This window comes from Virgibacillus sp. GM2-2 (assembly GCF_055329585.1).
In genome coordinates this window covers 48,606-73,804 of the sequence record NZ_JBUZWC010000006.1, presented here as the reverse complement: position 1 = coordinate 73,804, position 25,199 = coordinate 48,606, and the positions used below count along the sequence as shown (strand labels likewise).

General features: G+C 35.1%; 34 protein-coding genes and 1 pseudogene. 11 read left to right on the top strand and 24 right to left on the bottom strand.

What is annotated here, in order from left to right:
• The first annotated feature begins 23 nt into the window (after nucleotides 1-23).
• Nucleotides 24-1,529, top strand: a complete 1,506-nt coding sequence (locus ACY9Z2_RS09230; protein WP_463609343.1) for a BCCT family transporter — start codon at nucleotides 24-26, stop codon at nucleotides 1,527-1,529.
• Nucleotides 1,530-1,600: 71 nt separating this feature from the next.
• Here ACY9Z2_RS09230 and ACY9Z2_RS09225 read toward each other — a convergent pair whose 3' ends face one another.
• From ACY9Z2_RS09225 to ACY9Z2_RS09210, 4 genes are read right to left on the bottom strand one after another with little or no spacing between them, the layout of a single operon-like run.
• On the bottom strand, nucleotides 1,601-1,948 hold the full coding sequence (locus tag ACY9Z2_RS09225) for a VOC family protein (protein WP_463609342.1): 348 nt from the start codon (nucleotides 1,946-1,948) through the stop codon (nucleotides 1,601-1,603).
• 20 nt (nucleotides 1,949-1,968) lie between these two features.
• The gene (locus ACY9Z2_RS09220) at nucleotides 1,969-2,400 is read right to left on the bottom strand and encodes a VOC family protein (protein ID WP_463609341.1); all 432 of its coding nucleotides are present in this window, start codon (nucleotides 2,398-2,400) and stop codon (nucleotides 1,969-1,971) included.
• Between the two features lie 44 nt (nucleotides 2,401-2,444).
• Nucleotides 2,445-3,314 (bottom strand): DUF6597 domain-containing transcriptional factor, encoded by an 870-nt coding sequence (locus ACY9Z2_RS09215; RefSeq protein WP_463609340.1) that lies wholly within the window; start codon nucleotides 3,312-3,314, stop codon nucleotides 2,445-2,447.
• 56 nt (nucleotides 3,315-3,370) lie between these two features.
• Complete coding sequence (locus ACY9Z2_RS09210; RefSeq protein WP_463609339.1) at nucleotides 3,371-4,186, bottom strand: pentapeptide repeat-containing protein; 816 nt, start codon at nucleotides 4,184-4,186, stop codon at nucleotides 3,371-3,373.
• A 111-nt stretch (nucleotides 4,187-4,297) separates the two neighbouring features.
• Here ACY9Z2_RS09210 and ACY9Z2_RS09205 point away from each other — a divergent pair, with 111 nt between their 5' ends.
• Nucleotides 4,298-4,474, top strand: coding sequence for a twin-arginine translocase TatA/TatE family subunit (locus tag ACY9Z2_RS09205; RefSeq protein ID WP_463609338.1), 177 nt, complete (start codon nucleotides 4,298-4,300; stop codon nucleotides 4,472-4,474).
• Nucleotides 4,475-4,664: 190 nt separating this feature from the next.
• Here the strand turns inward: ACY9Z2_RS09205 and ACY9Z2_RS09200 are convergent, their stop codons facing one another.
• The 8 genes from ACY9Z2_RS09200 to ACY9Z2_RS09165 form a co-directional block, all read right to left on the bottom strand.
• Nucleotides 4,665-5,312: an HAD family hydrolase gene (locus ACY9Z2_RS09200; protein ID WP_463609337.1), complete on the bottom strand. Its 648-nt coding sequence runs from the start codon at nucleotides 5,310-5,312 to the stop codon at nucleotides 4,665-4,667.
• A 63-nt stretch (nucleotides 5,313-5,375) separates the two neighbouring features.
• Nucleotides 5,376-5,918 carry a DUF1572 domain-containing protein gene (locus tag ACY9Z2_RS09195; RefSeq protein ID WP_463609336.1) on the bottom strand — a complete coding sequence of 181 codons (543 nt, stop codon included), beginning with the start codon at nucleotides 5,916-5,918 and terminating at the stop codon, nucleotides 5,376-5,378.
• Nucleotides 5,919-5,948: 30 nt separating this feature from the next.
• A complete protein-coding gene (coaW, locus tag ACY9Z2_RS09190) occupies nucleotides 5,949-6,770 on the bottom strand; it encodes a type II pantothenate kinase (protein ID WP_463609335.1) in 822 nt (273 codons plus the stop codon).
• Between the two features lie 111 nt (nucleotides 6,771-6,881).
• Nucleotides 6,882-7,439, bottom strand: coding sequence for a DEAD/DEAH box helicase family protein (locus ACY9Z2_RS09185; protein ID WP_463609334.1), 558 nt, complete (start codon nucleotides 7,437-7,439; stop codon nucleotides 6,882-6,884).
• Nucleotides 7,440-7,444: 5 nt separating this feature from the next.
• Nucleotides 7,445-7,981 (bottom strand): GNAT family N-acetyltransferase, encoded by a 537-nt coding sequence (locus ACY9Z2_RS09180; protein ID WP_463609333.1) that lies wholly within the window; start codon nucleotides 7,979-7,981, stop codon nucleotides 7,445-7,447.
• Between the two features lie 54 nt (nucleotides 7,982-8,035).
• Complete coding sequence (locus ACY9Z2_RS09175) at nucleotides 8,036-8,524, bottom strand: NUDIX hydrolase (RefSeq protein WP_463609332.1); 489 nt, start codon at nucleotides 8,522-8,524, stop codon at nucleotides 8,036-8,038.
• A gap of 17 nt (nucleotides 8,525-8,541) precedes the next feature.
• On the bottom strand, nucleotides 8,542-8,994 hold the full coding sequence (locus tag ACY9Z2_RS09170) for a GNAT family N-acetyltransferase (protein ID WP_463609331.1): 453 nt from the start codon (nucleotides 8,992-8,994) through the stop codon (nucleotides 8,542-8,544).
• Nucleotides 8,995-9,076: 82 nt separating this feature from the next.
• Nucleotides 9,077-9,394 (bottom strand): hypothetical protein, encoded by a 318-nt coding sequence (locus ACY9Z2_RS09165; protein WP_463609330.1) that lies wholly within the window; start codon nucleotides 9,392-9,394, stop codon nucleotides 9,077-9,079.
• Between the two features lie 204 nt (nucleotides 9,395-9,598).
• Here ACY9Z2_RS09165 and ACY9Z2_RS09160 point away from each other — a divergent pair, with 204 nt between their 5' ends.
• Nucleotides 9,599-10,057 (top strand): SRPBCC family protein, encoded by a 459-nt coding sequence (locus tag ACY9Z2_RS09160; protein ID WP_463609329.1) that lies wholly within the window; start codon nucleotides 9,599-9,601, stop codon nucleotides 10,055-10,057.
• 13 nt (nucleotides 10,058-10,070) lie between these two features.
• Nucleotides 10,071-10,460, top strand: coding sequence for a thiol-disulfide oxidoreductase DCC family protein (locus ACY9Z2_RS09155; protein WP_463609328.1), 390 nt, complete (start codon nucleotides 10,071-10,073; stop codon nucleotides 10,458-10,460).
• A 406-nt stretch (nucleotides 10,461-10,866) separates the two neighbouring features.
• Here ACY9Z2_RS09155 and ACY9Z2_RS09150 read toward each other — a convergent pair.
• From ACY9Z2_RS09150 to ACY9Z2_RS09135, 4 genes and pseudogenes are all read right to left on the bottom strand, one after another.
• Nucleotides 10,867-11,652 (bottom strand): annotated as a pseudogene (locus ACY9Z2_RS09150) (NAD-dependent epimerase/dehydratase family protein); the annotation flags it as partial.
• Nucleotides 11,653-11,747: 95 nt separating this feature from the next.
• The gene (locus ACY9Z2_RS09145; protein ID WP_463609327.1) at nucleotides 11,748-12,434 is read right to left on the bottom strand and encodes an LppM family (lipo)protein; all 687 of its coding nucleotides are present in this window, start codon (nucleotides 12,432-12,434) and stop codon (nucleotides 11,748-11,750) included.
• A 182-nt stretch (nucleotides 12,435-12,616) separates the two neighbouring features.
• Nucleotides 12,617-13,024: a DUF4440 domain-containing protein gene (locus ACY9Z2_RS09140; protein WP_463609326.1), complete on the bottom strand. Its 408-nt coding sequence runs from the start codon at nucleotides 13,022-13,024 to the stop codon at nucleotides 12,617-12,619.
• 169 nt (nucleotides 13,025-13,193) lie between these two features.
• A complete protein-coding gene (locus ACY9Z2_RS09135) occupies nucleotides 13,194-13,337 on the bottom strand; it encodes a Spo0E family sporulation regulatory protein-aspartic acid phosphatase (RefSeq protein WP_463609479.1) in 144 nt (47 codons plus the stop codon).
• 392 nt (nucleotides 13,338-13,729) lie between these two features.
• Between ACY9Z2_RS09135 and ACY9Z2_RS09130 the strand changes: the two genes are divergently transcribed.
• Complete coding sequence (locus tag ACY9Z2_RS09130) at nucleotides 13,730-14,272, top strand: helix-turn-helix domain-containing protein (protein ID WP_463609325.1); 543 nt, start codon at nucleotides 13,730-13,732, stop codon at nucleotides 14,270-14,272.
• Nucleotides 14,273-14,368: 96 nt separating this feature from the next.
• On the opposite strand, the gene ACY9Z2_RS09125 is transcribed toward ACY9Z2_RS09130, so the two are convergent.
• The gene (locus tag ACY9Z2_RS09125) at nucleotides 14,369-15,040 is read right to left on the bottom strand and encodes a hypothetical protein (RefSeq protein ID WP_463609324.1); all 672 of its coding nucleotides are present in this window, start codon (nucleotides 15,038-15,040) and stop codon (nucleotides 14,369-14,371) included.
• A 141-nt stretch (nucleotides 15,041-15,181) separates the two neighbouring features.
• On the opposite strand from ACY9Z2_RS09125, the gene guaC reads away from it, so the two are divergent.
• Entirely contained in the window at nucleotides 15,182-16,165 is a 984-nt protein-coding gene (gene guaC, locus ACY9Z2_RS09120) for a GMP reductase (RefSeq protein WP_463609323.1), read from the top strand.
• An 89-nt stretch (nucleotides 16,166-16,254) separates the two neighbouring features.
• Here guaC and ACY9Z2_RS09115 read toward each other — a convergent pair whose 3' ends face one another.
• Nucleotides 16,255-17,004, bottom strand: coding sequence for a sulfite exporter TauE/SafE family protein (locus ACY9Z2_RS09115; RefSeq protein WP_463609322.1), 750 nt, complete (start codon nucleotides 17,002-17,004; stop codon nucleotides 16,255-16,257).
• Between the two features lie 201 nt (nucleotides 17,005-17,205).
• Here ACY9Z2_RS09115 and ACY9Z2_RS09110 point away from each other — a divergent pair, with 201 nt between their 5' ends.
• From ACY9Z2_RS09110 to ACY9Z2_RS09100, 3 genes are all read left to right on the top strand, one after another.
• The gene (locus ACY9Z2_RS09110; RefSeq protein WP_463609321.1) at nucleotides 17,206-17,583 is read left to right on the top strand and encodes an SLAP domain-containing protein; all 378 of its coding nucleotides are present in this window, start codon (nucleotides 17,206-17,208) and stop codon (nucleotides 17,581-17,583) included.
• 162 nt (nucleotides 17,584-17,745) lie between these two features.
• Nucleotides 17,746-18,279, top strand: a complete 534-nt coding sequence (locus ACY9Z2_RS09105) for a MerR family transcriptional regulator (protein ID WP_463609320.1) — start codon at nucleotides 17,746-17,748, stop codon at nucleotides 18,277-18,279.
• A gap of 121 nt (nucleotides 18,280-18,400) precedes the next feature.
• Nucleotides 18,401-19,405 (top strand): DUF3231 family protein, encoded by a 1,005-nt coding sequence (locus tag ACY9Z2_RS09100; protein WP_463609319.1) that lies wholly within the window; start codon nucleotides 18,401-18,403, stop codon nucleotides 19,403-19,405.
• Nucleotides 19,406-19,488: 83 nt separating this feature from the next.
• Here ACY9Z2_RS09100 and ACY9Z2_RS09095 read toward each other — a convergent pair whose 3' ends face one another.
• Together ACY9Z2_RS09095 and ACY9Z2_RS09090 are read right to left on the bottom strand one after the other, a co-directional pair.
• On the bottom strand, nucleotides 19,489-19,827 hold the full coding sequence (locus tag ACY9Z2_RS09095) for a DnaJ family domain-containing protein (protein ID WP_463609318.1): 339 nt from the start codon (nucleotides 19,825-19,827) through the stop codon (nucleotides 19,489-19,491).
• Between the two features lie 218 nt (nucleotides 19,828-20,045).
• Nucleotides 20,046-21,284, bottom strand: a complete 1,239-nt coding sequence (locus tag ACY9Z2_RS09090) for a S8 family peptidase (protein ID WP_463609317.1) — start codon at nucleotides 21,282-21,284, stop codon at nucleotides 20,046-20,048.
• 322 nt (nucleotides 21,285-21,606) lie between these two features.
• Here ACY9Z2_RS09090 and ACY9Z2_RS09085 point away from each other — a divergent pair, with 322 nt between their 5' ends.
• Complete coding sequence (locus ACY9Z2_RS09085; RefSeq protein ID WP_463609316.1) at nucleotides 21,607-22,899, top strand: tetratricopeptide repeat protein; 1,293 nt, start codon at nucleotides 21,607-21,609, stop codon at nucleotides 22,897-22,899.
• Entirely contained in the window at nucleotides 22,899-23,072 is a 174-nt protein-coding gene (locus tag ACY9Z2_RS09080) for a hypothetical protein (RefSeq protein WP_463609315.1), read from the top strand. The genes ACY9Z2_RS09085 and ACY9Z2_RS09080 overlap by 1 nt, the downstream gene beginning before the upstream one ends.
• Before the next feature lie 77 nt (nucleotides 23,073-23,149).
• Here the strand turns inward: ACY9Z2_RS09080 and ACY9Z2_RS09075 are convergent, their stop codons facing one another.
• From ACY9Z2_RS09075 to ACY9Z2_RS09060, 4 genes are all read right to left on the bottom strand, one after another.
• Nucleotides 23,150-23,500 carry a VOC family protein gene (locus ACY9Z2_RS09075; RefSeq protein WP_463609314.1) on the bottom strand — a complete coding sequence of 117 codons (351 nt, stop codon included), beginning with the start codon at nucleotides 23,498-23,500 and terminating at the stop codon, nucleotides 23,150-23,152.
• Nucleotides 23,490-24,044, bottom strand: coding sequence for a GNAT family N-acetyltransferase (locus ACY9Z2_RS09070; RefSeq protein ID WP_463609313.1), 555 nt, complete (start codon nucleotides 24,042-24,044; stop codon nucleotides 23,490-23,492). Before ACY9Z2_RS09070 ends, ACY9Z2_RS09075 begins: the two co-directional genes overlap by 11 nt.
• 194 nt (nucleotides 24,045-24,238) lie before the next feature.
• Nucleotides 24,239-24,727 (bottom strand): GNAT family N-acetyltransferase, encoded by a 489-nt coding sequence (locus ACY9Z2_RS09065; protein ID WP_463609312.1) that lies wholly within the window; start codon nucleotides 24,725-24,727, stop codon nucleotides 24,239-24,241.
• Between the two features lie 13 nt (nucleotides 24,728-24,740).
• The gene (locus ACY9Z2_RS09060; protein WP_463609311.1) at nucleotides 24,741-25,196 is read right to left on the bottom strand and encodes an NUDIX hydrolase; all 456 of its coding nucleotides are present in this window, start codon (nucleotides 25,194-25,196) and stop codon (nucleotides 24,741-24,743) included.
• Nucleotides 25,197-25,199 lie beyond the last annotated feature (3 nt).

Here is a 25,199-nt window from a genome sequence, read left to right as displayed (position 1 = left end):
ATCTAATAATGAGGGGGTTTGATATGAAAAAGGTTACAAGTGTTTTTTACATCACAATGGCTTTAGTTCTTATATTTGTTATCCTCGGTGCAGCCACACCTACGCAATTCGAACAAATTACTACAAACATCAATGCCTATCTTTCTACAAAATTTGGTTGGTACTACATGCTACTGATGACCGCTCTAGTCATTACTACTGTCTTCATAGCCGTTAGTCCATACGGGAAAATTCGTTTAGGTAAAGATAAGGAAGAACCTGATTTTTCTACACCATCTTGGATTGCAATGCTTTTCTCGGCAGGTTTAGGAATTGGTTTAGTCTTTTATGGTGCAGCAGAACCATTATTCCATGCGTTTTCGGATGCTCCTTTTGGAGAAGAAGGAACCGAACAAGCATTTAAAAATGGACTAGCCGTGACATTTTTTCATTGGGGAATTCATGGATGGTCGATGTACGGTCTTTTTGCTTTAGCACTTGCATTTTTTCAATTTCGAAAAGACGAACCTGGATTGGTTTCCGCTACATTAAAACCACTGTTCGGTGATAAAATGAAAGGTCCTTTCGGAAAAATAATTGACATATTGGCAACGTTTGCAACTATTTTTGGTGTTGCAACCTCACTTGGCTTCGGCGCAGTCCAAATTAATGGCGGATTAAATCACCTTTTTGGAATTGAAGTTGGATTCACCTCACAATTTATCATCGTTTTTATCGTCACTGTCTTATTTCTAATGTCAGCATGGTCTGGACTGAACAAAGGAATTAAATATTTATCCAATGCTAATATGGTTATTGCAATTGTATTATTTTTTGCCGTATTATTTGTTGGTCCAACTTTGCTCGTTTTAAATATGTTCTCAGAAACACTCGGAATATACCTTCAAAACATTGTTCAATGGAGTTTCCGAACTGCCCCTCTTTCTGGTGATAACCGGGGATGGTTTGATGCGTGGACACTTTTCTATTGGGCCTGGTGGATTTCTTGGGCACCGTTTGTAGGAATGTTCATTGCCCGCGTTTCCCGCGGAAGAACAATTCGACAGTTTATGGTTGGCGTTATTATCATTCCAACACTAATTGTTTCCTTATGGTTCGGAACCTTTGGAACTACTGCAGGTTATGTACAAAATAGCGGTGTTGACCTAACACAATATGCAACTGAGTTAGTTTTGTTTAACATGTTTGATCAATTACCACTTTCATTCTTCTTATCATTACTTGCAATCTTGCTGATCATGACTTTTTTCGTAACATCAGCAGATTCGGCGACCTTTGTATTAGGAATGCAATCGACAAATGGATCGTTAACACCACCAAATAGCGTTAAAATAGCACTTGGTCTTGCACAATCATCTGTAGCACTGATTTTACTCTATGTTGGTGGATTAACTGCTTTACAAAATACGATTATAGCGGCCGCCTTTCCATTCTCTTTTGTCATGATTTTAATGATGATTTCATTGATGAAAGCGTTGAATCAAGAAGTGAAATTGATCGATAGGAAAAAGTCAGGGAAAATGAATTAATTAAAACCACTCTATAGCTTCCTTACTGTAGAGTGGTTTCTTCATTTAAGTTTAACTTAGACTCAACAGATCTACTTTTCATCCTGAACAAATCCCAATTCATTTCCATCTAAATCAAGAATGCTAAATTTCCTACTTCCATATGCTGTATCAAACAGGTTTTCTATAATTTCAACTTCATGTTTTATCTTATTCCACAATTCATCAACATCATCCACATAAAAGTTAAACCTTCCTTGCGATGGTGCTTTTTCATCTTCCATCAACCCAAATATAGCTCCACCTTCACTTTTGAAATGAACGTAATTCGGCTTTTCAGGTGGCCAAGTCGCTTCAACTGTAAATCCGAGTATTTCTTTATACCAATCAGTTGCTTTTTCTAAATCCGTAACATTAACTCGAACATGTTTTAATTTCATCCGTCTTACACTCTCCCATTCTAAAAGGATAACATCGCACCTCGTTCATCAAAGGTTGAATCTGGATTCCATGCGACTTCCCACAAATTGTTTTCGATGTCAGCAAAATAGGAAGTCCTCCCTCCCCAAAATGCATCACTCGGCTCACGCAATATTTTGCCACCTGCCTTTTTGACTTTTTCAGTTACTGTATCTACATCTTCAGGTCGATCCACATTAATTGCTAGGGTAACCGGATTATACGCACTAGCTGATGTATTCAACTCCACACCAGCATCCATTGCCAGATCCTCGATTGGAAATAATGTCAGCATCACTCCAGCTGTTTTAAATACAGCATACTTATCCGAACTAATTTCGGTTTCTTCCCAACCAAATTTTTGATAAAAAGCTCGTAATGCCGGTAAGTTTTTTGCTCCTAACGTTACTAATGTTACACGTTGCGGTATCATGTCTTCACTCCTCTATATTATTTACACACTATTGTACGGGACTTTTATAAACGTGTATTGTAAAAATCGGACATTTTCAGTTGGGACGGTGTTTTTCCAACTCGCTTTTTAAAGTCTTTAATAAAATGTGATTGGTCATAATAACTAGGGTTGTTTGTTAATTGAGGATTTGAAGTACTTGCTTCCTTCATCCACGTAGAAAGAGTTGACTGAAACCGAATAACCTGACTAAATTTTTTGGGGCTTAATCCGATCCTATGTTCGAATAATCGTTGTAGTCGTCTACTGTCAACTACTTCCGCTTCACATATTTCTTGTACCGTAACCATTCCTTGATTACAAAGAATGGTTTCGAGGACATTATTTAAAAGCGCATCATTTTTAGATGATCGAGTTGTTAGACTAAATGAAAGTACGCGATTACATGCTGCTATCATATCGTTCACACTATGTAAATGATGGCTCATATCTTGAAGACCTTTAAATAACCCAGATGCTAGTTCGTTTAGCCCTACTATTTGTTGGCTAGTTTCCATTGCTTTGTGTTGAAAAAAATGCCTTGCCCCTCCAGGAAAAAATCTAATCCCAAAGGTTCTTTTATCAACTGAAATGCTTTCATCTACTTCAAAATAATATCCAAAGATTCCACAGTAACGTATATTGCAAAAATTCATTTCATCGTCATACTCAAAAAGTATATCGGTGCAACCATCGGGTATTACAGTAAATGAATAGGACTTTTTCCCGTGAATGTGTTTTTTCGGAATTGAGCTCCAATAACAGCAAACATAAGGCAATAGTTGTTGCGCTGGTCGGTATTCACTGTAATGCGTAAATGGACTCGTCATTATTTTGGGTTTATACAATTCGATTAGTTTGGTCATGACAATCTCCTGCATATTGATCGTTTCCATTATTTCTACTACTTAATAAAATTCTATATTCACGATAATTCACGATACCAAATAGTCTACTTCCAATGATTAGGCATTCTAATTGTAGTTGGTAACTTAGTATGGATATCACCTTTAGCAGCATTCACTTGCGCTTGTGTAAGAAAAATACTTCCTGTGAGATCTGCTCCACTTAAATCAGCATCTCTAAAATCCGCACCAATCACATCTGCTCCTCTAATGCCAGCATTTCTTAGATCTGCTGCAATAAATAAGGCACCTCTTAGGTTTGATCCATTAAAATTTGCATTTTTTAATGTTGCACCAATGAAATCTCTATTTTTATTTTCTTTATCTTTTCTTGAGATTTTTGCACGTACAAGTTCACTGGTTTGAAGAAGTACCTCGTTTACCTTCTCTCTATGCGATGGTATATCAAGTTCAAGTATTAGCTTTGGCCCAAGATTTGTTAGCTTTTCCGTCTCTTGTAATACAACTTTTATTTCCGCATGAATCGGCAAGGTTTCTTTTAATTGAATTGCTTCATATAAATAATAGAGCATTTCATGTAGCTGTTGTATGACTGGAAAAACATTGTACATCTCTTCTGCCAGATCAGGGTTTTTGCGCCAGTCTTTTCCTTCATATGTGAATTGAGATACTTTTTGACCAGCACCAAAGCATTCATAAACGGAACAACCTTTAAACCCCTCTCCCCTCAAGTTTTTATGAATTCCACATCGATAATCTGATTGCAAATTAGGACAAGGTGTTCCTCCCCCTTTATCGAAAGCAAAATCAGCAGACTTTGCGTACGGCAATGCTACACAACACAGACCGAAACAACTTTCGCAATCTGAATGTATGTCACTATGTATTAATTGATTAGACATGGCATACACTTCCTTAAGTTTCATAGATTGATTTATAAAAAAATAGGTAATACTGTCAAATTCATGCTAAAATAAGTTTATCATAATTTCGTCCTCGGGGAGAGATACTTCATGTTTAGTAATATTGGCATTATGGAACTTGTAGTTCTTTTTATCATTGCTCTATTTGTCTTTGGTCCTTCCAAGCTACCAGAAATGGGTAAGGCAGTTGGTAGCGCATTGAAAGAATTCAAAAATGCTGCGAGTGGTATTATGGACGATGAAAAGAATTCAAACAGGAAAAAATAGTAGTTTATCAAATTGCCCAAAATCGGGCGAATAAGAACTCAGAAACTACCTCTTCTATTAGAAGTCGCTGTCTCATTTTTTTCCAGATTGGGTGCATTTCATTCAACTATATTTTATTGTTTGGCCAGAAGTCTAGAATTCCTTGCATATTGAATTTCAGTTACTTTCATTCCAACCTTTACCTGCTATGTTAAAAAATTTCTTGTAGTTCATTAACACTAGTAACCATCCTAGAAGGTTTTGATTTAATTAATTCTTCATATGAACCATATCCATATGTAACTCCGATCGAATCAATACCGTTCTCGCTTGCCCCGATGATATCGTGCTTCCTATCACCAACCATTACCATTTCCTCAGGTACAAATCTTTTATTCTGTTCCATTACGTAGTGAATGATTTCAGTTTTAGAGATTCTAGTACCATCCAAATTGCTCCCAACGATTACATCGAAATAATAATCTATATTAAAATGTTGTAATATTTTCTCGGCATATACAGTAGGTTTAGAGGTAGCTACGGCTAACTTATACGATTGTTTCTTCAACACGTCTAGAAGGCTGGGGATACCCGGATATAATTTGTTCTCATACATCCCTAATTCCGTAAATCTTTTTCTATAGAATGTGATTACTTTCTGTACACTGTCCACATCAAAATCATAGAGTTCTGCAAATGTAACTTGTAACGGTGGACCGATAAAACACTCAAGTTTTTGCCTATCATTTTCTACAATTCCCATTTCACTCAGTGCATATTGGATAGATTTAGTTATCCCTTCTCTCGGATCAGAAAGAGTCCCATCTAAATCAAATAATATAAATTTATACTTTTCCATTCATTTCTCCTTAATTACCATTTTATTTTAATGTTATTTCTACATTGAGTTAGAATGGTATTTTTACTGCTCTGCTTGATGTTTTTTCAACATATGTTGTAGGAATTCTTCTGACTTTCCCTTAGGTATACTTAGACTTTCCCAATTATCACCTTTTAGTTGTTTGCCAACAAAGACAATTTGTCCAATGTGATAAGCATAATGTGCTAATTGTCTTTCTATAGCGTCAAGCACTGTATGTTCCTCTCCACGAATATAAATATACGTTAATAAGTCTTCTTGAGTTAATTTGTTTAAGGAATCAAAAGTAATTTCCCAACCTTTTTCCCAGACAATTATCATCTCGTCTTTTGACTTTACACTGTTCTCAAATTCCTGGTCTCTTTTTCTGTTAGGTTTTTCTCCATCTGATGTTAGGAAATCAGTCCATCTTGATACCATGTTTCCGCTTAGGTGTTTAACTATTACAGCGACACTGTTCGAAGCATCATTTATAACCCAGTGAATATCATCCTCTGACAATTGATTAATAGCTCTTTCTCCTAAACTTTTTACTGCTTGGTATCTCTCTTTCGCTACTTCTAAATATTCTTTACCTATGTCCACTAGCATTCCTCCTTTAAATCGATTGATTATCTAATTCATACTAAGTAACGCACCAACAGCTCCGCTAAACTCTCCGTTTTCTATAAACAAAGGTCTCTTCTCACGTGAAATTGTATACTCCTTTATAATAGTTGATAAAACGTGATTTGAACGGAAAGTTGATCCTATGTAAACGATGGAATCTGTATTAAATCGGTCAGCCGCCTGACAGCAGATAGTGACTACTGTCTCTCCAATTAATCCATTTATGGCTGCTAACAAATCTGCTTTAGATGGTTCGTTATGTGTTAATTCGTTTATTTTCCCGAAATTGCTAGCTGTCAGATCTCCAGATATTGGAGGAACCGTACCTTCAAAAATGTCTTTTACCTTGAGATCGACGGTTTCTCTATTACCTATCTCCAATTCTTGAACAATCTCAATATAGCTTTTTTTATTCGATAGTAGATAGGAAAGCCCAAGAAGCGTACCTCCGCCAACTCCTGTACCACCTATCCGCTGTTGTTCACCTTTTTGTATGTAATGAATAGAGGTTCCAGTTCCGATGTTTGCTAATATATAATGATTGTTTTTCATTGATTGTTGATAGTTGTCAACAAAGTATTCTACCCCTTTACATGTTGCATCAAATTCAATTACCGATTTCACTTGAAAATCTAACATGCTAGAAAAGGCTTGGCTTTTCCCTCCTGTTACACAAATCATTGGATTGCTAAAGTTTTCATAAAGCCATGAACATACTTCAGGCAAATTATTGGATTTAAAAGTAGTAAAATTTATCTTGTCTTCTGCCAAATAGGCAACCTTCACAAGGGTGCCACCTGCATCAATGCCAATTTTAGTTTGAGTCATTTTGTTCTATCCTTTTTCCATTCATTTAATAAGTAACTAACTATACCTTAAAATCTTAAGCGCTTTCTGAGGGGGTGAGTTGTGCATCATATATTAGCTCCCCTCTTCTATTCATAATCCAAACCTATCCTTAATTAACTTCGCCACTTCATCAGCACCCAGATTAGTATTATTTATTCTAATATAATTCTTTTGATTGATTTCACCATTTATTGAATTTAATCTGGCTGTTTCGGCAGATGTTTTTAATCGCATTTCCGATTCTTCAACATTTCTTTTTGATGGTTTTTGCTCTAATCTCAAAGGAGTTTTATTTCGTTTAACTCTTTCTCCCAAATCAGCTTCTAACTCGACAAAATACACTTCCCCACCCTTTGATTCAAAAATATCACAGATTTTATCAAGCCATTCTTTTCCTTCAGGCTTATCGAAATTCCATACGAAGGTGAAAATTATTCCATACTGATCAGTCATTGAAAAAGATTCAAAAATCTCCTCGCGAAACAGGCTAGATAATCTCCACATCTCAGCAGTAAACCCGAAAAATGGTTGCAATAATTCAATTGTCATATGGTTGTGCAAAAGCTTTAAATCCGTTATTTTCGTTAGTTCCTGTCCCACCGTCATTTTACCAACTGCTTGTGGTCCAAACAATAACACTAACTTCATCAGGATCACCCCTTCCATTCATGCTCAAGTATGCTATATAAAAAAGAATCTCGCCAACCATTTTTTAACATAATATGTTCGCGAATTTCCCCTTCCTTTGTCATGCCTATTTTTTCTAGTACTTTCGCAGAACCAACGTTTCTTGGGTCACACGTAGCGAATATACGATGAAAATTAAATTCTCTGAATCCAAATTCTATCAATAATTTAGCTACTTCTGTTCCGTAGCCCTTCCCCCAGTAATCCGGGTTTACTACATACCCAATTTCTCCAACTTTATTAATGAAGTCCGTAATAGTAAACTCTCCAGCTCCAATTAACTTTTGAACCTTCTTATCTATTATCACAAAAACAAATCTACTCCTTGGGTTTTCAGAGGCATCATTAATAGACTGTTTTATATATGTTTTCGTGTCTTTCTCCGTGTTTGGTCCCCACGGTTGGTATTGACTAACCTTTTCCTGAGAAGCATATGTATGTATATCTTTCCAATCACTTTCTTTTATTTCTCTTAAATAGACTCTATCGTTTGCTAGGTTCATAGTAAATATCCTTTTCCATTATATTAGGTACCTCATCATTATAACTTCCAAAACCTATTTATTAACTATCCAATTATCATAAACTTCTACATCTAATCCTAGCTCACCACTTTTTAACCAATCAAATGCTTTCAATACCAAGGGCGAGGAATTATTAATTGAAACATCCTGTTCTGAAACCCAAAGTGCACCTAACGAATCCTGCCCTTCAAATTGATCTGGTTCCTTTATCTCTCCACCTATTTTTTTAACTGTGTAAAAAACTGCTATATGATGCACATGTGTGAAATCTTTCCAATGCCACGGTAACATGAAGTCAGCTATGCCCAGATTCTTTTTTATTTCAATTTCTACACCTGTTTCTTCTAAAAACTCACGCTTCATTGCTTTATTTAAACTTTCTCCTTCCTCCAAGCTTCCGCCTGGGAGATCATATCTATTAATGTACGGACCACCATTTTTTCTAATTACCAATAATTTGTTATCCTCAAAATATAAACCATATACCCCAAAAGCGCGGTGGTACTTTTTATCAATGTTCATCCAGTTTCCCCTTGTTGTCATAATGTACTTTTTTCATATAACTTAATAGATTCACCACTAACTCCGTACACTTTACCAACATGATTCCACCCGTATTTCTCATAGTATCCTTCAAGATCGGTTGTTAGATAAAGCTTTGAATAACCTTTCTTAGCTGCTTCACGCAATCCGTGTTCTAGAAGTGTAGAGTCTATCTGCTGACCTCGATATGTTTCATCTACAAACAAACATCCTAGCCACGGACATAAATCTTGTCGACTATTTATATCATTTCTTAACAATGCATACGTTCCAATAACCTTTTCGTTATCTAAAGCAACATAAAAGCTTGGTACGTCTTTTGAATTGATAGAATGAATCATACTATCTTCGTAAAAAGGGTAATTACTCTCGCTTCCCCATTCCTTCCAAAATACATGTATTGCTTTATCGAATAGGTCGGTCCTATCACGTAATTCGATTATCTCCAAATTTTACTCCTCCATAAGAAAAATTTATTAATTCGATACATTACTTTTAGCCGAAAATCATTAACACAACTAAATCAAATATTTATATACCTTCTCTTTTTACAAAGTTATAAACAGCCAAGAGCAAACAAACTATGCTGATCGCCCAGACCACCCCAGCTATTCCAATTTGAAATGATATTTCTTCCGATGCCATAGGGTGATTATAATCAATAGACACAGCTTTCAGGAAAAAATAAATTGCAACTGAAAATAAAATGAAATGTAATAACGTCCATAAAAAACCATAGTGATTACTCTTGCATCTGATCCAAAGTAATATTGTTAGGATAACTGCGACTCCCATAACTATACAAAAACCACCAACCAACATACCATATATTCCTTGCTCGAGAGGCATCTAATTCCCGCCTTTCTTTTTGATACTTGTTTATCATGGTTTATTTCCAATGAAAAATGATAATACATACTTTATTTTTAATAATTAAATTTTAACACAAATATTCTGATTTTTATTAACATCTTGTGAAATAGTAATTCCAATTCGAAACAACTGCAATATGTTAAAATATATTCAAAGAACACGAACATGTGGAGGAAGCAAATGCCTATAATAAAGCATAATCAATTTATAGATGCGCCAATCGAAATATGCTTTGATCTTGCAAGAGATGTAAAAACACATACTAAAACAACTTCAAACACGAAAGAGAAAGCTGTAACCGGTGTAACGGAGGGATTGTTAGTAAAAGGCGATACTGTGACTTGGGAAGCTGTTCATTTCGGCATTAAACAAAGGTTGACTGCCAAGATAACGTACATGAAAATACCTTATCAATTTGAAGACACTATGCTAAAAGGAATCTTCCATTCGTTTTATCATACTCATCAATTTGAAGAGAAAAACGGCGGAACCATTATGATAGATACATTCGAATATCGCTCTCCATTTGGTCTAATCGGAAGGATGGCTGACAGATTGTTCCTTGAGGAATATATGCGAAAGTTCATCATTTCTCGTTCAAAAGCGTTAAAAAAAATAGCTGAGAAAATCAATACGTAAGAGGAGGATTAAAATGTCTAAAATTATTTTATTTGATGGAGATTGCAATTTTTGTGATCGAAGTGTTCAATTCATTATTAAACGTGATCCTCATGCAACTTTTAAATTTGCATCATTACAAAGTGATGTTGGAATAAACTTGCTGAAGCAATTTGATGCTCCAGAAGATATAGATAGCTTTGTATTAGTAGATGGTAATACATGTAATTTCAAATCTACTGCTGCCCTTAAAGTTTGCAAGGATTTGAAAGGTTTGTGGAAACTAGCTTATCTTCTACTAATCGTTCCAAAACCTATACGTGACTTCTTTTATGGAATACTCGCTAAGAATCGATATAAATGGTTCGGAAAGAAAGAGAGCTGTATGTTACCTTCTCCTGAAGAAAGGGAGCGATTTTTATAGCCACATTAAATTTCCTATTTTAATGTGTCATTGCTATTAGATGTTCTTAAAACAAATCCAAAACAGAATAGAATTGTCCCAATGGCAGATATAGCAATTATATACAGCCCATTCCAATTGTTTGAACTCCCTGTCATTTTCCAAATCGAATAGGGTATGAGTATAATTATTACTACGAGCATGATACCCCAAAAAAGATTGTTTATATTTGACTTTACTTCCTGTAACTTGGAATTACTCTGTTTATAGTCTACTATTTTGTTAAGCACAAATAATAATGCTAGAAAAGATATGATGAGAAGTAAACTGAATTCCACTTTCAAAGTCTCCTTTTAATTATTTTATGAACTTCTTCCCCTATTAGATAAGGATATGCCTGTAATGTTAATGTTTAGCTTAAGCCTTGCTATTTTTTGAGATTGAGGGCTTTTCGTTCAAGGTTTGTAATTGTTTCTTCAAATGTCTTTATTGGATTATAACCTAATTCTTTAATCTTATCATTCGAATATATTGGTCGTTCATTTTCACGATTCGGCAATTCCATCTCTTTCCCTAATGCGGAAATTAACTTTACTCGGAATTCTTTTTCAGGATAATTCCCATCAATAGCGTTGTATACTTCACCCGACTTGCCCTTTAATAAAACTAAATGAATCATCTCTACTAAGTTATCAGCATGTATCCAAGCTATAACATCTTCCGGGTTTACCCAATCAATTGAATCCGCAGATATCATCCGATTAATTTGTCTGTCTCCCCAATAAGAATTTTCCTCCGCGCATATAGCTCCTGGTCTTAAGGTTATAACATCCAATCCCTTTTTTGCATATTTGTTTAATATCCGCTCTGATTGAGCTTTAGTATGAATATATACCTCTTCATGCTGTTGAACTATAGGGGTTTTCTCGTCTAAACATCCTTCAATTGGTTCACCATAAACGGAAATACTTGAAATATGTATAAATCTTTTCAATTTCAATTTAAGAGCAATATCCGCCAAATTTTCTACACCTGTAACATTAGAATCTATTGCTAAATTTAGGTCATGGCCTAAGTATGCAGCGCAATGTACGATTATATCAATGTTAGTTATTGCTTTTAGTAATGAGTCTTTGTCTGACAGTTCACCTACTACAGGTTTCATACCTAATTTAAGAAACTTATTAGCATACCTTTCATCTCTAATAAGAACCCTTACCTCTTTGCATTAATGCAATAAAATTGTTGCAACTCTTTCACCTACGGTTCCTGTAACGCCAGTAACTAATATTTTTTTGTTTGTTATTTTCATTTTGATTCCTCTTTCCGAGGTATTGGTTTATTCTTCTTTTTTACAACTATTGCAACACACAAGCCAGCAGTTAAAATTAGTAAAATCAATGGTTTATATAATTCATTTTTAACATAAGTAAAGTTGAGATGGTTTTCTTTATAGGGATCTATATTCCAAGTTATCGTATCTCCTTCATATATCCCGTTATGGTTTTTCACTGTAAATGGTAAAGTAAGATGTACTTGAATTTCCACATTTTCTCCAATATCACCTTGGTTAATAAAACCTTCATTTGAAACTTTAGGAACCGCCATGACTGCATTAAATGATCTCTTTTTATAGAAAGGTAAACTTGTTCCATTTCCACTAGAATTCCCAGGGAGTTGAAACTCACTAAAATGTAATAAGCCTAATCGCATGGTTTCTGGATATCGTGCAATTACTTCAAAAACTGTGTATTTTTCAGTTTCATTTGTATTATAAGTATAATCATAGTGGGTATATGATTTTAAATTCTTTGGGAAATTTTTCATAATGTATTTCTCAACCTCTGTCTTATTGTATTTGTCATCGACTTTCACAATAAGTTTCACTTCGGCAATTTCCTCTTCGTTTACGTTAATAGAATAATCAGCCTTGACAAATCCTGTTAAGGCGAACACTGAAAACAAAATAATAAATAATAGTATAACTTTTTTCATATCTTGGTTACCTTTCCTATATATTTCCCTCAGCGGTCACCGTTTTCCTGGAATCCACTTATGTATTATCGTTCCTAAAGTGAGTTTAGTATGTATATTTTGTAGTAGAGATAATTTCCTGGGGAATAAAGGAATTAACATTTTGAAAAATTGATATGAAGAATCTATTGATACCTCATTGTCTATACCTTACTCTCCCCCTTCTCTTGGTGCCAGCGAATAATTCGCCATTTTTCATCCGTATCTTTTCGCCATACTTCTAAATTTAAGGCACGTACCATTCGTTCATTATCTCGATAGGTAATCTCGTATGATACCGCAGCTTGGTTTTTGTGCTGGGGAACGATTTGCAACCCTGAAAAAACAAATTCTATTTTTTTACCTTTAAAATGTTCTGCTGCTCCCTTGTTTCCTTCTCTAATGTCGTCGACAGTAAAACTTTCTATTTCCCCTACTCTTGGCATGTATTGCGTTCCTAAGAAATCATCTGCATAAAGTGTATTCATTTCCTCATATTCACCGTTCGCGAAATTCTGATGTAGTTCCATCAACTGATAAACTTGTTTAGATAACTCTGTTTCAATAGTCATTAGAACCCCTCCTTCCTTTAGGTATTCGCCATGAGGTGCAAAATCCCTTCCAAAATTTTCAATCTTACATCAGCAAAAAATCACAACTATTAGAAACTACTAAAAAACCAAAATGAACGGTTTGAATTAAACCTAGAATTCATTTTGGTTGTTCTCACTATATATAGTATTAGTTTAATTCACTTTCTTCATTTCGTAACTTGTTCAACAATACATCTAGTTCCTGGGATATTGATAATAATCTTGGGTCAGTTGGATTAGTCGTATAAACTTCATACATTTCTTTACGCATTTCTTCAATTCTTTCTTCCATATTATTCACAATACTATTTCCTTTCTGTCAAGTGTACATTTATACATCATACACTAAAATAGTCCTAATTTCGTTCATTATTGTGCTAAAATAGGTGAAATTTCTCATAAAAATGTGTCAGTTTTGTGACAAATTATGCTTTTTTTTACCTCTTTTTGCGGTAAAATAGATTATATGGAATATATCGGTAGGGGGGAACTATTATCAATACTGAATTTAAGCACCATTACCAAAAAGATATCAGAACAATTGAGGATTTAGACCTTGCCCAAAAAATAACCGTACATGATGAACGTTTAATCCATTTTATAAAAATAAAGGATTTAAAAAATGCTGAGAAGGAATTGATTAACATATACTTCTGCTTTTTAAGTGTACCGGAAAAGGATCAAGTGGATACCTTAAAATTTTATACGAGTAGTATTGTGACGGGTCTAACCCGTTCATTAATGAGGGAAAATAAACTTACTGCGCATCACCTGTCAAATACAACTGCCCTTTTAGCGGTAATTAATAATTGGAAAGTTGTGTGTGATTTTTTTACATGGGTATCATGGTTTATCAACATAATATGCTCCAAATTAGACGCAGAAGTAATCGAGGATTCAAATTCACATGTTCAGGCGGTTATACGCTTAATAGAAAATAACCTTCAAGATACACTAACGATAAATTGGATTGCTGAGCAAGTAGATCTTTCGTCATCTTATATATCTAGGGTTTTCAAAGAACGAATGGATATATCCATTGTAAAATTCATTAATCGCAAAAAATGCATTGCGGCAGCTTATGAAATGAAACACTCCACTGAATCAATTGGAGCGATATGTGATAGATACCATTTTAAAAATCACAGCTACTTTACTAGAGTATTCAAGCAAAACTACGGCGTAACACCGCTTCAATATAGAAAGGGTAATCGACAAGAAATTTAACAGCAAAATATCAATTACAAGTATAGCTTAAGGATTAAAACCAACTAAAAAGGTTACATCCTTTTGATATTTCAAGAAAAAAATACAAAAGTCACTCTATGCTTTCACCCATACTCGAAGTGGTCCAATGGATTTCCAGCCAGCAGTTATTGCTGCTTTGAGATCCATATCTTGTTCATACCCTACCATTAGTTGTCCTGGAAATTCTTTTGCGACTACTTCCGGTATCTCGTTCCATACTGTTTTATCTTCACTGTCGATAGAAAAAACATTCGTTATACCTACTACTCCTTCATCTAGATTAGCAATAAAACCTGCAGATTCTTTCTTATGAATAAAAATTTTTACATTATTTATATGTAATAGTTTTTTATTCATTATATCGTTTAACCCACTTCTCTCCGTCCATAAATTCAAATCCTCTTCAGACCTAATTAACCGCCAGTTTGAGTTTGGTCTAGTTACAGTCACTGAATTGTGATAAATCCACTCCGCTTCAAATAGAATTTCAAAACCAATCGATTTTAGATCAACACTTGCATAGCTATCTTTAACACTAGTTACATCCCCATTTTCGATAAAATAGTTTAATTCTTCTAGCTTTACGTCAGTTTTTTTCGCTATAACAATTTCAGGATAATAAGGTGGAGCCTTCGATAATAGTCCCCACGTATTCTCTGTTGTAGCATCCTTCATCCCATGTGTATCACTTACTGTCTTACACCATAAAATATTGTTTCGAACTGCTTTGCTTTGAATATCGTTCATTTTTGTTCCTCCATAATAAGCTTATATAGTTAGTATATCATTTTTAAACTTTGACATATGGATAAAAATACTGTAAATTAACTAATAGACGAACATTAATATTTAAAATCAAATTAACATTCGTATTTAGGAGTGTATTCTATGGAAAATGTATTCGATTACGAAGATATTCAATTAATTCCTGCAAAATGTGTGGTAAATAGCCGTTCTGAATGTGATACAACTGTTAGTCTTGGTGGACATACATTTAAATTGCCTGTTGTTCCTGCAAACATGCAAACTATTATAGATGAAAAAATCGCAGTTTTCTTAGCTGAAAACGGTTATTTTTACATCATGCATCGTTTTGAACCAAATAAACGCATTGCTTTTGTAAAAGATATGCAATCACGTGATTTGATTTCATCGATCAGTGTTGGAGTCAAAAGTGAAGAGTATACGTTCATTGACCAGCTAGCTGAAGAAAAACTTACACCAGATTTTGTAACGATTGATATAGCGCATGGTCATTCCAATGCTGTAATTAACATGATTCAATATATTAAGAAACATCTTCCACAGACATTTGTGATTGCTGGAAACGTGGGGACCCCTGAAGCTGTAAGAGAATTAGAGCATGCGGGTGCAGATGCTACGAAAGTTGGTATCGGTCCAGGTAAAGTATGTATTACGAAAATCAAAACTGGATTTGGAACTGGTGGCTGGCAATTAGCTGCGCTACGCTGGTGTGCCAAGGCGGCTAGCAAACCAATCATTGCTGATGGCGGTATTCGTACACATGGTGACATTGCTAAATCTATACGTTTTGGTGCAACGATGGTTATGATCGGATCACTATTTGCAGGACACGAGGAATCACCTGGAGAAACATTTGAAAAAGAAGGAAAGCTCTATAAAGAATATTTTGGTTCAGCTTCTGAATTTCAGAAGGGTGAAAAGAAAAATGTTGAAGGTAAGAAAATGTATGTGGAACACAAGGGCTCATTACAGGATACCTTAACGGAAATGGAACAAGATCTTCAATCTTCCATTTCATACGCTGGTGGAGAAAAATTGGAAGCTATTCGTACTGTGGATTACGTAGTAGTAAAGAATTCTATTTTCAATGGAGATAAGGTTTATTAATTTGCAAGCTGAGCGAAAAAATCGCTCAGCTTTTTTATCTCGTATTAACGAGCAGCACCCATCCTTTGGAGGATAACTGAAGCTTCACTTTATGAGATAAATAATTTTATGGCCATAATTACTACAGCAACTATCAAAAACCGTTGGACCCATTTCTCTCCATGCTTAACTGCAAATTTGGTTCCGAGAAACGCTCCAATACTAGTTCCAATTGCCAAGGTAATCCCGTAACCCCAGTTTACCTGATCGTTGATAATAAATACGGCCAATGCTGATGTCGTATAGATAGCTACTACAAACAATTTAATACTATTAATTTTTACTAAAGATAATCCAGAAACTAGCGTTAAGGCGGCAATAATTAGGAAACCTACACCTGCCTGAATAAACCCACCATATACCCCAACGAAGAAAAATATAACGATGAGTCCTATTTTTCTCAGAAGAGTCTGAGGAACTGATTCGCCTGTCAGTTGTTTATGCGGTTTCCAAACGATAACCACGAGCACTAAAATCATAACCACAGATAATATTTGATTAAATACATCATCAGGAATTGAAATAGCTAGCTTAGCACCAACAATTGATCCGATAAAAGCCGGTATCGCTAAGAGTGTACTAAATTTCCAGTCAAAGTAACCACTTTTTTTATAGGTTGTGATACCAACAATATTTTGAGCCATTAAGGCTATTCGATTCGTACCATTAGCAACAGATGCTGGTAATCCAAAAAATATTAACATAGGTAGGGTAAGCAATGATCCACCACCAGCGATAACATTAATGAAACCAGCTACTACGCCTACTAGTAGTATTGCTATGAAAGAAAGTATTGTCATGTAGTTCATTCCTTTTGCAATCGTGTGTATGCAGAATTCACTTGAATTAATTTTTTAAACGCTTAGCATGAATGAAACTTCATTAGCTTTTTCTAGTTTAGCAAGTTATTCTAGATAATGTAATAGAAAAAGATCGACAATCGTCATGTTTGATCTTTTTCTAAACAAGCTATCTATCATATGATTATGAGGTGTTACTTGATGCAAAAGCTTATTTTTCACCCCGCGTGGGATAAAACAATTGCTGAACAAGATCGTGAATATATACAGAAAAAATTTGAAACAACACATATAGTTCCAGAAGCAGACATTCAGTTCACTTCCCTTAAGCAGGCAAAAAATCACCGTAGAGAATTATTGGTCACTGTTTTAATCCATAACACAAGTCAACGGGAATTCAACTTCCACAATCAAAAAATGACATATTCCATAAATAAAAGCGTCATGGCCAAACATACCTTTACTCTTCCTGTCGGGGTTGAACAGAAAACCAGTATGCCTTGGACATTTATTTTCCCAAGCGATAGTTTTGATGATGCCGAGTCATTTCAAAATGGTGTATTAGAAATAACTATTTAGTCTTTTTACGTATTTTCACCAAAATAATAATTATTACCTTCATGCTATTACTTACTTTTTACACATTTTTAACATAATCATTCCAAGTTCTATCTTTATTATAGTGCATGATCGTAATAATAAATGATTTGCTAGCAGTGACTAGAAAGACGGTGAAAAACAATGGAACTATTAAGTATAACTAGCTTATGCCATATTGTAGGTGTTCCACAAAACACTGTAGAGAACTGGATTGAGGATTATAATTGTTACATTCCGGAAACTGATCAATGGGGTGTTACTTATTATCATTTAGAAGCTATTAATGTGTTGAATTTCATCAAAAACTGCAAGGAACAAAACTATCACAAGTCACAAATTATGAGCATGTTAGCAAGCAAAAATTTTACCATCGCTGTAGAGAATTCAACAGAAGAGATACAAATGTCTCTAGATCAAGGAAATTACGATGAAAACATACTAGCAGTTATGCAAACGATTGGAAAAACTGTAGAAAAAGTCACTTCTCAAGATGAATCTATAAAAAATTTATTAGAAGAGCTAAGTAAACTAAAACAACGGATTAAAAACATTGAAAAACAACTGACCGAGGAACACAACTTAAAATTGGAAAACCAAACACTAAAGCAAGAGCTTGCCTCGAAAAAAGAATACGAAACAAAAAAGATATCTTTTGCTAAGATGTTTCAAAGTTAGTAAACGAGACTGTCTATAAATTAGGCAGTCTCGTTTTGTTACAAAAATTCCATTCAATTATTGTACGTGTATTATCTTTAAAGTTCTACACAAACTATTCAAAAATGAAAGGAGGATTAAAATGGATAAGAGTAATATTAAATTAACAACTGCAGAAATCTCTATTCTTTGGAGAACCTATATTCAGTGTACCGCCATGCAATGTTTTTACAAATACTTCCTTCATACTACTGAAGATAAGGAAATTAAATCCATCACACGTGAAGTTGTTAATAATGTAGATTCAGTTATAAACAAAATAGAATCAATATACAAAAAAGAACATCTGCCAATACCAAAAGGATTTTCAGATGAGGATATTAATTTTAAGGCACCTGCTTTGTTTACAGATCTATTTGCGTTGAGTTTTGTTTATCGTGGTGGACAAATGATAATACCGTATTATGCAATTACTCTGACTAAAATAAGTCGACTCGATATTTATGAATTATTTTCAAGCCTGTTAACAAAGGAATCGAATTTACATAAGAAAGCACTCAGCATTATGCTTTCTAAAGGATTATACGATAGACCACCAAAAATGGAATATCCAAATGATGTTGAATTCATTCAACAACATCCGTCCTTAATTGCTACGTGGGCTGGTGAAAAGAGACCATTAAATACGCTTGAAATAACGGAACTTTTCAAAGGAATTGAAAGAAATGCGATTGGTATGAACCTGTTGATGGGTCTAATACAGGTTACCACAGATAAGCAAATTAAAAATTACTTACTAAAAGGAAAGAAACTTGCTGAAAAACAAATCAATAAATTTGATACGTACTTAAAAGAAAATGATCATTTTGCTGGGTTCCCAACTACGATGGAAGTGAAGAATTCAACAGTTTCTCCATTCTCTGATAAATTAATTTTGTTCATTATAAGCACATCTAATCAGATAGCAGTTTCTGCACTAGGAGATGCTTTATCTGTTTCAATGCGGAAAGATGTAGGGGTCACCTTAACTTTATTTATTGCAGAAATACTGAAGTATGGTGAAGATGGGTTGGAGTTATTGATTGAACGAGGTTGGATGGAGCAACCTCCACAGCCAATTGATAGAAATCAATTTTATAAAACTTGATACCAATGTACTCGATAGAGACTGTTCGCATAATACTCTACATTTGCGGACAGTCTCGTGACGCAGTAAATGTTCGTTTAAAATCACCAAATTCTTTTTGCTTTTTCTAGATTTTCTAAGGAAATGAGTTCCTTTTGCATTGGTGTAGGACAAATTTTATTATGCTTTTTAACCTTTTTATTGATTTCATTAATATCCTTATCTGATTTAGCTTTTTGCAATAAATCAGCTATTTCCTTCTGCAATTTTAACCATGGTGGTAAAAATCCAGAATCCTTTGCGATTTTTTGAAAATGTTGAAAGGTGTCCATCTTCATATAATCTTTGGATAACGGTTTGCCCTTCCCGGACAGATTTTTTTCATAATCATAATTATTTTCTTTGATCATATCACCAATTAGATCATTGTACTTCTCATCCATTTCCCAACCTCCAATGGTTACCTTTTGGTTTAATGAAAAAATTAATTCAACGTTATCATAATTAATTAAATTTTATACGAACACAATTATTTAGGCAATGACATTGTATTTAGTATCACTTATATTGATATCCATAAAATATAAATTTTACTATCAATGATATAAAAAATCCTACTGGCAAAAACCAGTAGGATTCCTCTTATAAATAGATTGATAGATTAATTGACTGTTGGGAAACCAAAACCAGATGCATAGTCATCACCTGAAGCTGCTCCGTATCCACCCAATATATCATTGGTTGTTGCACGATTTTGTAACTCTTCGCGTAGTTGTGCTGCTGATAAACTTGGATTTTCTGCCCAAATTTTAGCTGCTAAACCTGATACATGAGGAGTAGCCATGGAAGTCCCGCTTATTGTATGATATGTTCCGTCGTTCCAAGTAGATTCGATAGCTCGTCCAGGTGCTGACAACTCTACATCAAGCGCACCAATTAAGTAATCACCATCTGTCTCTGGGTTACCGCGAGAAGAAAAATCTGCTACTCGGTACGTTCCATTTTCTTGAACATCCTCAAGAGCCGCTACGGCAATTGCATCAGGATGTGCTCCAGGATATCCAATTGTGTTAGCTGATGGACCAGAGTTTCCTGCCGCTGCAACTACTAAAACACCTTGATCATAAGCGTATGATACAGCGTCTGCCATTAGAGAAGACGAAGAACTTGCTCCTAATGACATGGAAATAACCGCATTCACATTTAAACGATTCGCTTCATCAGCTGCATGACGAATCGCTGCTGCAATATCATCAATATATCCTGATCCTCGTCTGTTTAATACTTTATAAGACCATAACTTAGCGTCAGGTGCTACTCCATAAATTCCATCACCTGACCCACCATCTGCAAGAACGGTTCCGGAAACGTGTGTACCGTGACCATTGTCATCTTCACACGAACCGACCACAAGATTCGCTCTCCTTCGGGTAAAGTCTTTACATTGTTCTATGTTGTTTTGTAGATCCTCATGGTTGATAACACCAGTATCAAGAACCGCTACCCTTACTCCCTCTCCACCAGAAGTAGTAAGAAGAGTCTCATTTTGATAGATTGCCTCCATACCCCAAGGCGTTTGATCATTTGGTACGACAGTAGAATTTGAGCCAGGCTTGGCATTAAGCGTTACCTTTTCTACAAGCTCTACCTTTAAATTCTTATTTTTTTGAAGGGCTTGGAACTGTGCTTTTGTAACGTCTGTAGTGAATCCTTGTTGATTAAAATCCCACCGCACACCATAATTCTTCTTGGCATGGCTTTTTGCATGCTTATTGACTGATGTAATCAAAACGCGGAGCTTTTCTGACTTCTCCGCCGCATCAGCCGCTGTTGCATTGAACGCTGGCGCGATAAGAATTACTGCCATCAAAAGAATTCCGAACAACTTTAAACTTTTCATCTGCAAATCCTCTCCCTTTAAAATTTTTTCTACTGAATTAGTAGATGTAGAAAATTCACGAAACATGACTTGTTTGAATTTTCTATATCTACCATATCACAGGATATTCATGTCGAGTATTGAGAAAATTAGTTGGAATAACCGGTCTTACAGCGTGGTTTTTGTCAGGTTTTCTAAACCAAGACAATAGTAATGGTCTGAATTATCTATTTATTAATTATCTAAAAAGTATTAATATATAAACAATAATTTCTTACCTGCCAACTGTATCATTCTTACTGATTTTCATAGGTCTTTTTCATGTAGAAAGAGAGGGATTTTATTGACAATAGTAGAGAGTTATCCCGAAATCGACTATGGAAAACTGATTTATCACTACCGAACAAAAACGGGAGTAACCCAGAACGAACTCGCATTAGGGATTTGTTCCATTCCTTATTTAAGCAAATTAGAAAACGGTAAGCTAGAGAGTACAAACAATGAAACCGTTCAACTGCTGATGAAGCGACTTAACGTTGATCTTACCTCCTTCGAAAAAGAAAAAAATGAAATACAGGAAATGTTGGAGGATTGGTATAAGTTCATCAAGTTTAAAAATATACAAAAAGCGAAAGAAGCCTACTTACAGTTGGAGGATTATTTTTCAGATGACGACTTATTCTTACACTTAACATACTGGTTTAAGTTATTTGAAATTAGATACTTTTTGTTACTAAATGAATTGGAAACTGCAAATGAATTGACTGTAAAAATGAGTAGATATGAAAAAAATCTCAGTGAGATGCAATACTGTTACTTCATCTATTTTACTGGAATCCTACGGTGTATAGAGAAAGAGTACAGTCAAGGGTTAACACTACTAAGTGAGGCTGAAGCAAAGTTTATCGAATTAAAGATAGCAAATGAAGAATTGTTCTATCATTTAGCCTTGACGCATAGTTATTTAAATAATATTACGCTAGCCATTTATTATGGAGAAAAGGCGTTAAAGTTATTTAACAAACTGGCTTTTTATCCACGAAGTATTGATTGTCAGTTAATACTTGCTATCAATTATACGAGGGTCCAAAAGTTTGAAGAGGCGAAAAAATATTATTCAAATCTACTAGAAATTGCAAAGTCATCTGGAGATGACACACTCACTGGAAAAATATTAAATAACCTAGGATATTTATATGCACAGGCGGATGATAGCGAGAAAGCAATAAATTATTTCGTAGAGAGTTTAAACTTCAAACATCCAGAAGGTGCTAATTATGGTAATACAATTTATGGACTAGTCGAAGTGTATTTGAACAGAAATGATGTTGATAATGCTGTCAAGACGCTAAATGATGGGCTTGAAAAGTTGCATCCAAATGACATCACCAATAAGCTTCATCTTACTATGAAAAGACTAGAAATCAATAAAGATAGCAAACTCAAAGACTATTTAGAAGATACGGTCATACCTTTCTTCCAGTCTAAAGATGATCATGTTCAATTGTGTAAGGCTTATGAAAAGTTGGCTCATTTATACGCTACTAATTTTTATTATAAAAAATCTAGCTACTACTATTCGCTAGCAATAAAACTTCATAATAAGCTTACTACCTTGAAAGGGGGGAAATTATAATGAAAAAAATGATTAAAGTACTTATGGTTACTGCGCTATTATTTGGAGGATATGTTTTCGTTGGTCATGCAAACAGCAGTGTGTCTGCAGCAGGTGACATTCAATATGGGGAGGATCATCCTGAGTATGGTGAAGATCACCCAGAGTACGGCGAAGATCATCCTGAGTGGTAAGAAATGAAATTAAAGAGACCTGGCACCTGTTACACTGTGTAACGAAGTGCCAGGTCTCTTCACGTAGTTCTAGTTTTTTATACATGAACAAGAATGTTAATCAGTTTGCCGAACGGATCACGTACGTAAAATCGACGAACTCCCCACGGTTCTTCAGTCGGTCCGTACTCAATCGGGATGTCTGCTTTCTGTATACGAGTTAATACTTCGTCAAGGTCATCAACTTCGATTGACAAATCAGGTGTGGGTGTTCCTGATCCCCCTTCTGAAGCGAAATTGATTTGAACTTTCATTTCCTCTTGGGAACCATACGTCGCTAACCAACCATGATCCATTAATTGATCAAGCTCGAGAATCTCATAATAAAAATATTCTCCTTTAGCAATGTTCTGGGTATCAATATTTGCAACGATTCGCTTAACCTTCAACTATACCCCTCCTATATTCAACTAGCCAACAATCGCGCATCTCACCTTCATGTAATTCATGTTTTGGCAAAAACCTTACCTTACGAAAATCACATTTCTCATAACAAGAAATGGCACGTTCATTCCATGCTTGTGGATCCATCACAACGCGATCTGCACCTTTTTCATCAACTAGATAAGCAATCATAGAACGGACAAGATGGGTTCCAACACCTTTATCCCAATAGTCAACTTCTCCGATAAATTGATCGGTTCCATAAATTGTTTCCGATAAACCAGTATATCCGTACTCGTCTTTTTCCGAATCATCTAGTTTATAGAACTGAATATAACCTATTGGACTATCATCGTATTCTACAATACAGCCAGTTACTCTATCATCACCTTGATTATAAAAATGTTCCGTGACAAGTTTTCTATCGTGAGGTCTATCGCGTCCTTCATAATACTGTAGAACAGTCGGACTTGATAACCACCTAACCAACAACGTTTTGTCAGTTTCGCTAAGCTCCCGAACAACCAATTTATCATTCTTGAATATCATGTATAATCTCCTTACTTTTTCAGCGGGCTAAATTTTTTATAAAGCATAAGTTCAATTCATCATCCAATCGAACCATTTCTCCAGGTTCGACTTCCTTATAAGCGTAAAGTGAAACTTCATTCAGTGGGGGGCCATTCCACTGAATGTTAGTTGAACAGAATCGGACCTTTACGGGCAGTTGAGCCCCTCTTAACTTACCCTAATTTTCTTTGTAATCTTGAAGAGGGGATTCTACTGCCCGTTAAGGCGGGATAAAATACGCCGCAGTGATCCGGGGTATATCCCCTTTTTACATATAAGCGCTGCGCACTACTGTAATCTTTATAAAGACCTACACCAAGACCAATTCGCTTATAATTTTCCGATTGAGCAAAAACCTCTAATGTTTCCAATAACTTGTCCCCAACACTGTTTCTTCTCCAAGAAGGAATAACCACAAGATCATTTATCTCCGGAATGTCCATTGATTTAAACTGCGGGTAGTTGGAATGGTACAAAAAGTGGGCCGTACCCACAAAATGGTTATCCACGCAAGCTACAAATGTCACTCGCACTCCATTTTTCATTTCATCTAGACAGAATTGAAAGTATTCCTTATTCCGATCCACACCTTCATTATTAAAATCATTAACAAGTTCTTCAACATCATTTTCTTGTAAAACTCTAATTTCTATATGACTCATCTGAAACCTCCGCTTACGTTTTCTTACTTTGTTTTATGTACGAATTTATATAATTACGGTATTCCTCCGATAAACTATCTGGTAGATTATCAAATTCAAAATACTGTAAATCAATTGATTCAGATCTATCCATTTTGATATTGCCCTTTATCTCGTGAGTTACATAAACAGCAGTTACAGAATACAATTCATCACCATTTGATACCTTGAAATAATAATCCGGACCTGAAAAAATATTTATTAATGCTATCTCCCCAATATCAAGACCAGTTTCTTTCTTCACTTCTCTTCTAGCAGTTTCCTCAAGGCTTTCACCTAATTCCATCAGACCACCAGGAAGTCCCCAATCGCCATCTGTTCTCAGTTGAAGTAACAATTCATTGTTCTCATTTACTATCAAGACAACAGAACCAGGAAGTATTAAAGGTCTGTGACCAACTACATTACGTAAATCTCTAACATAATCCATTAT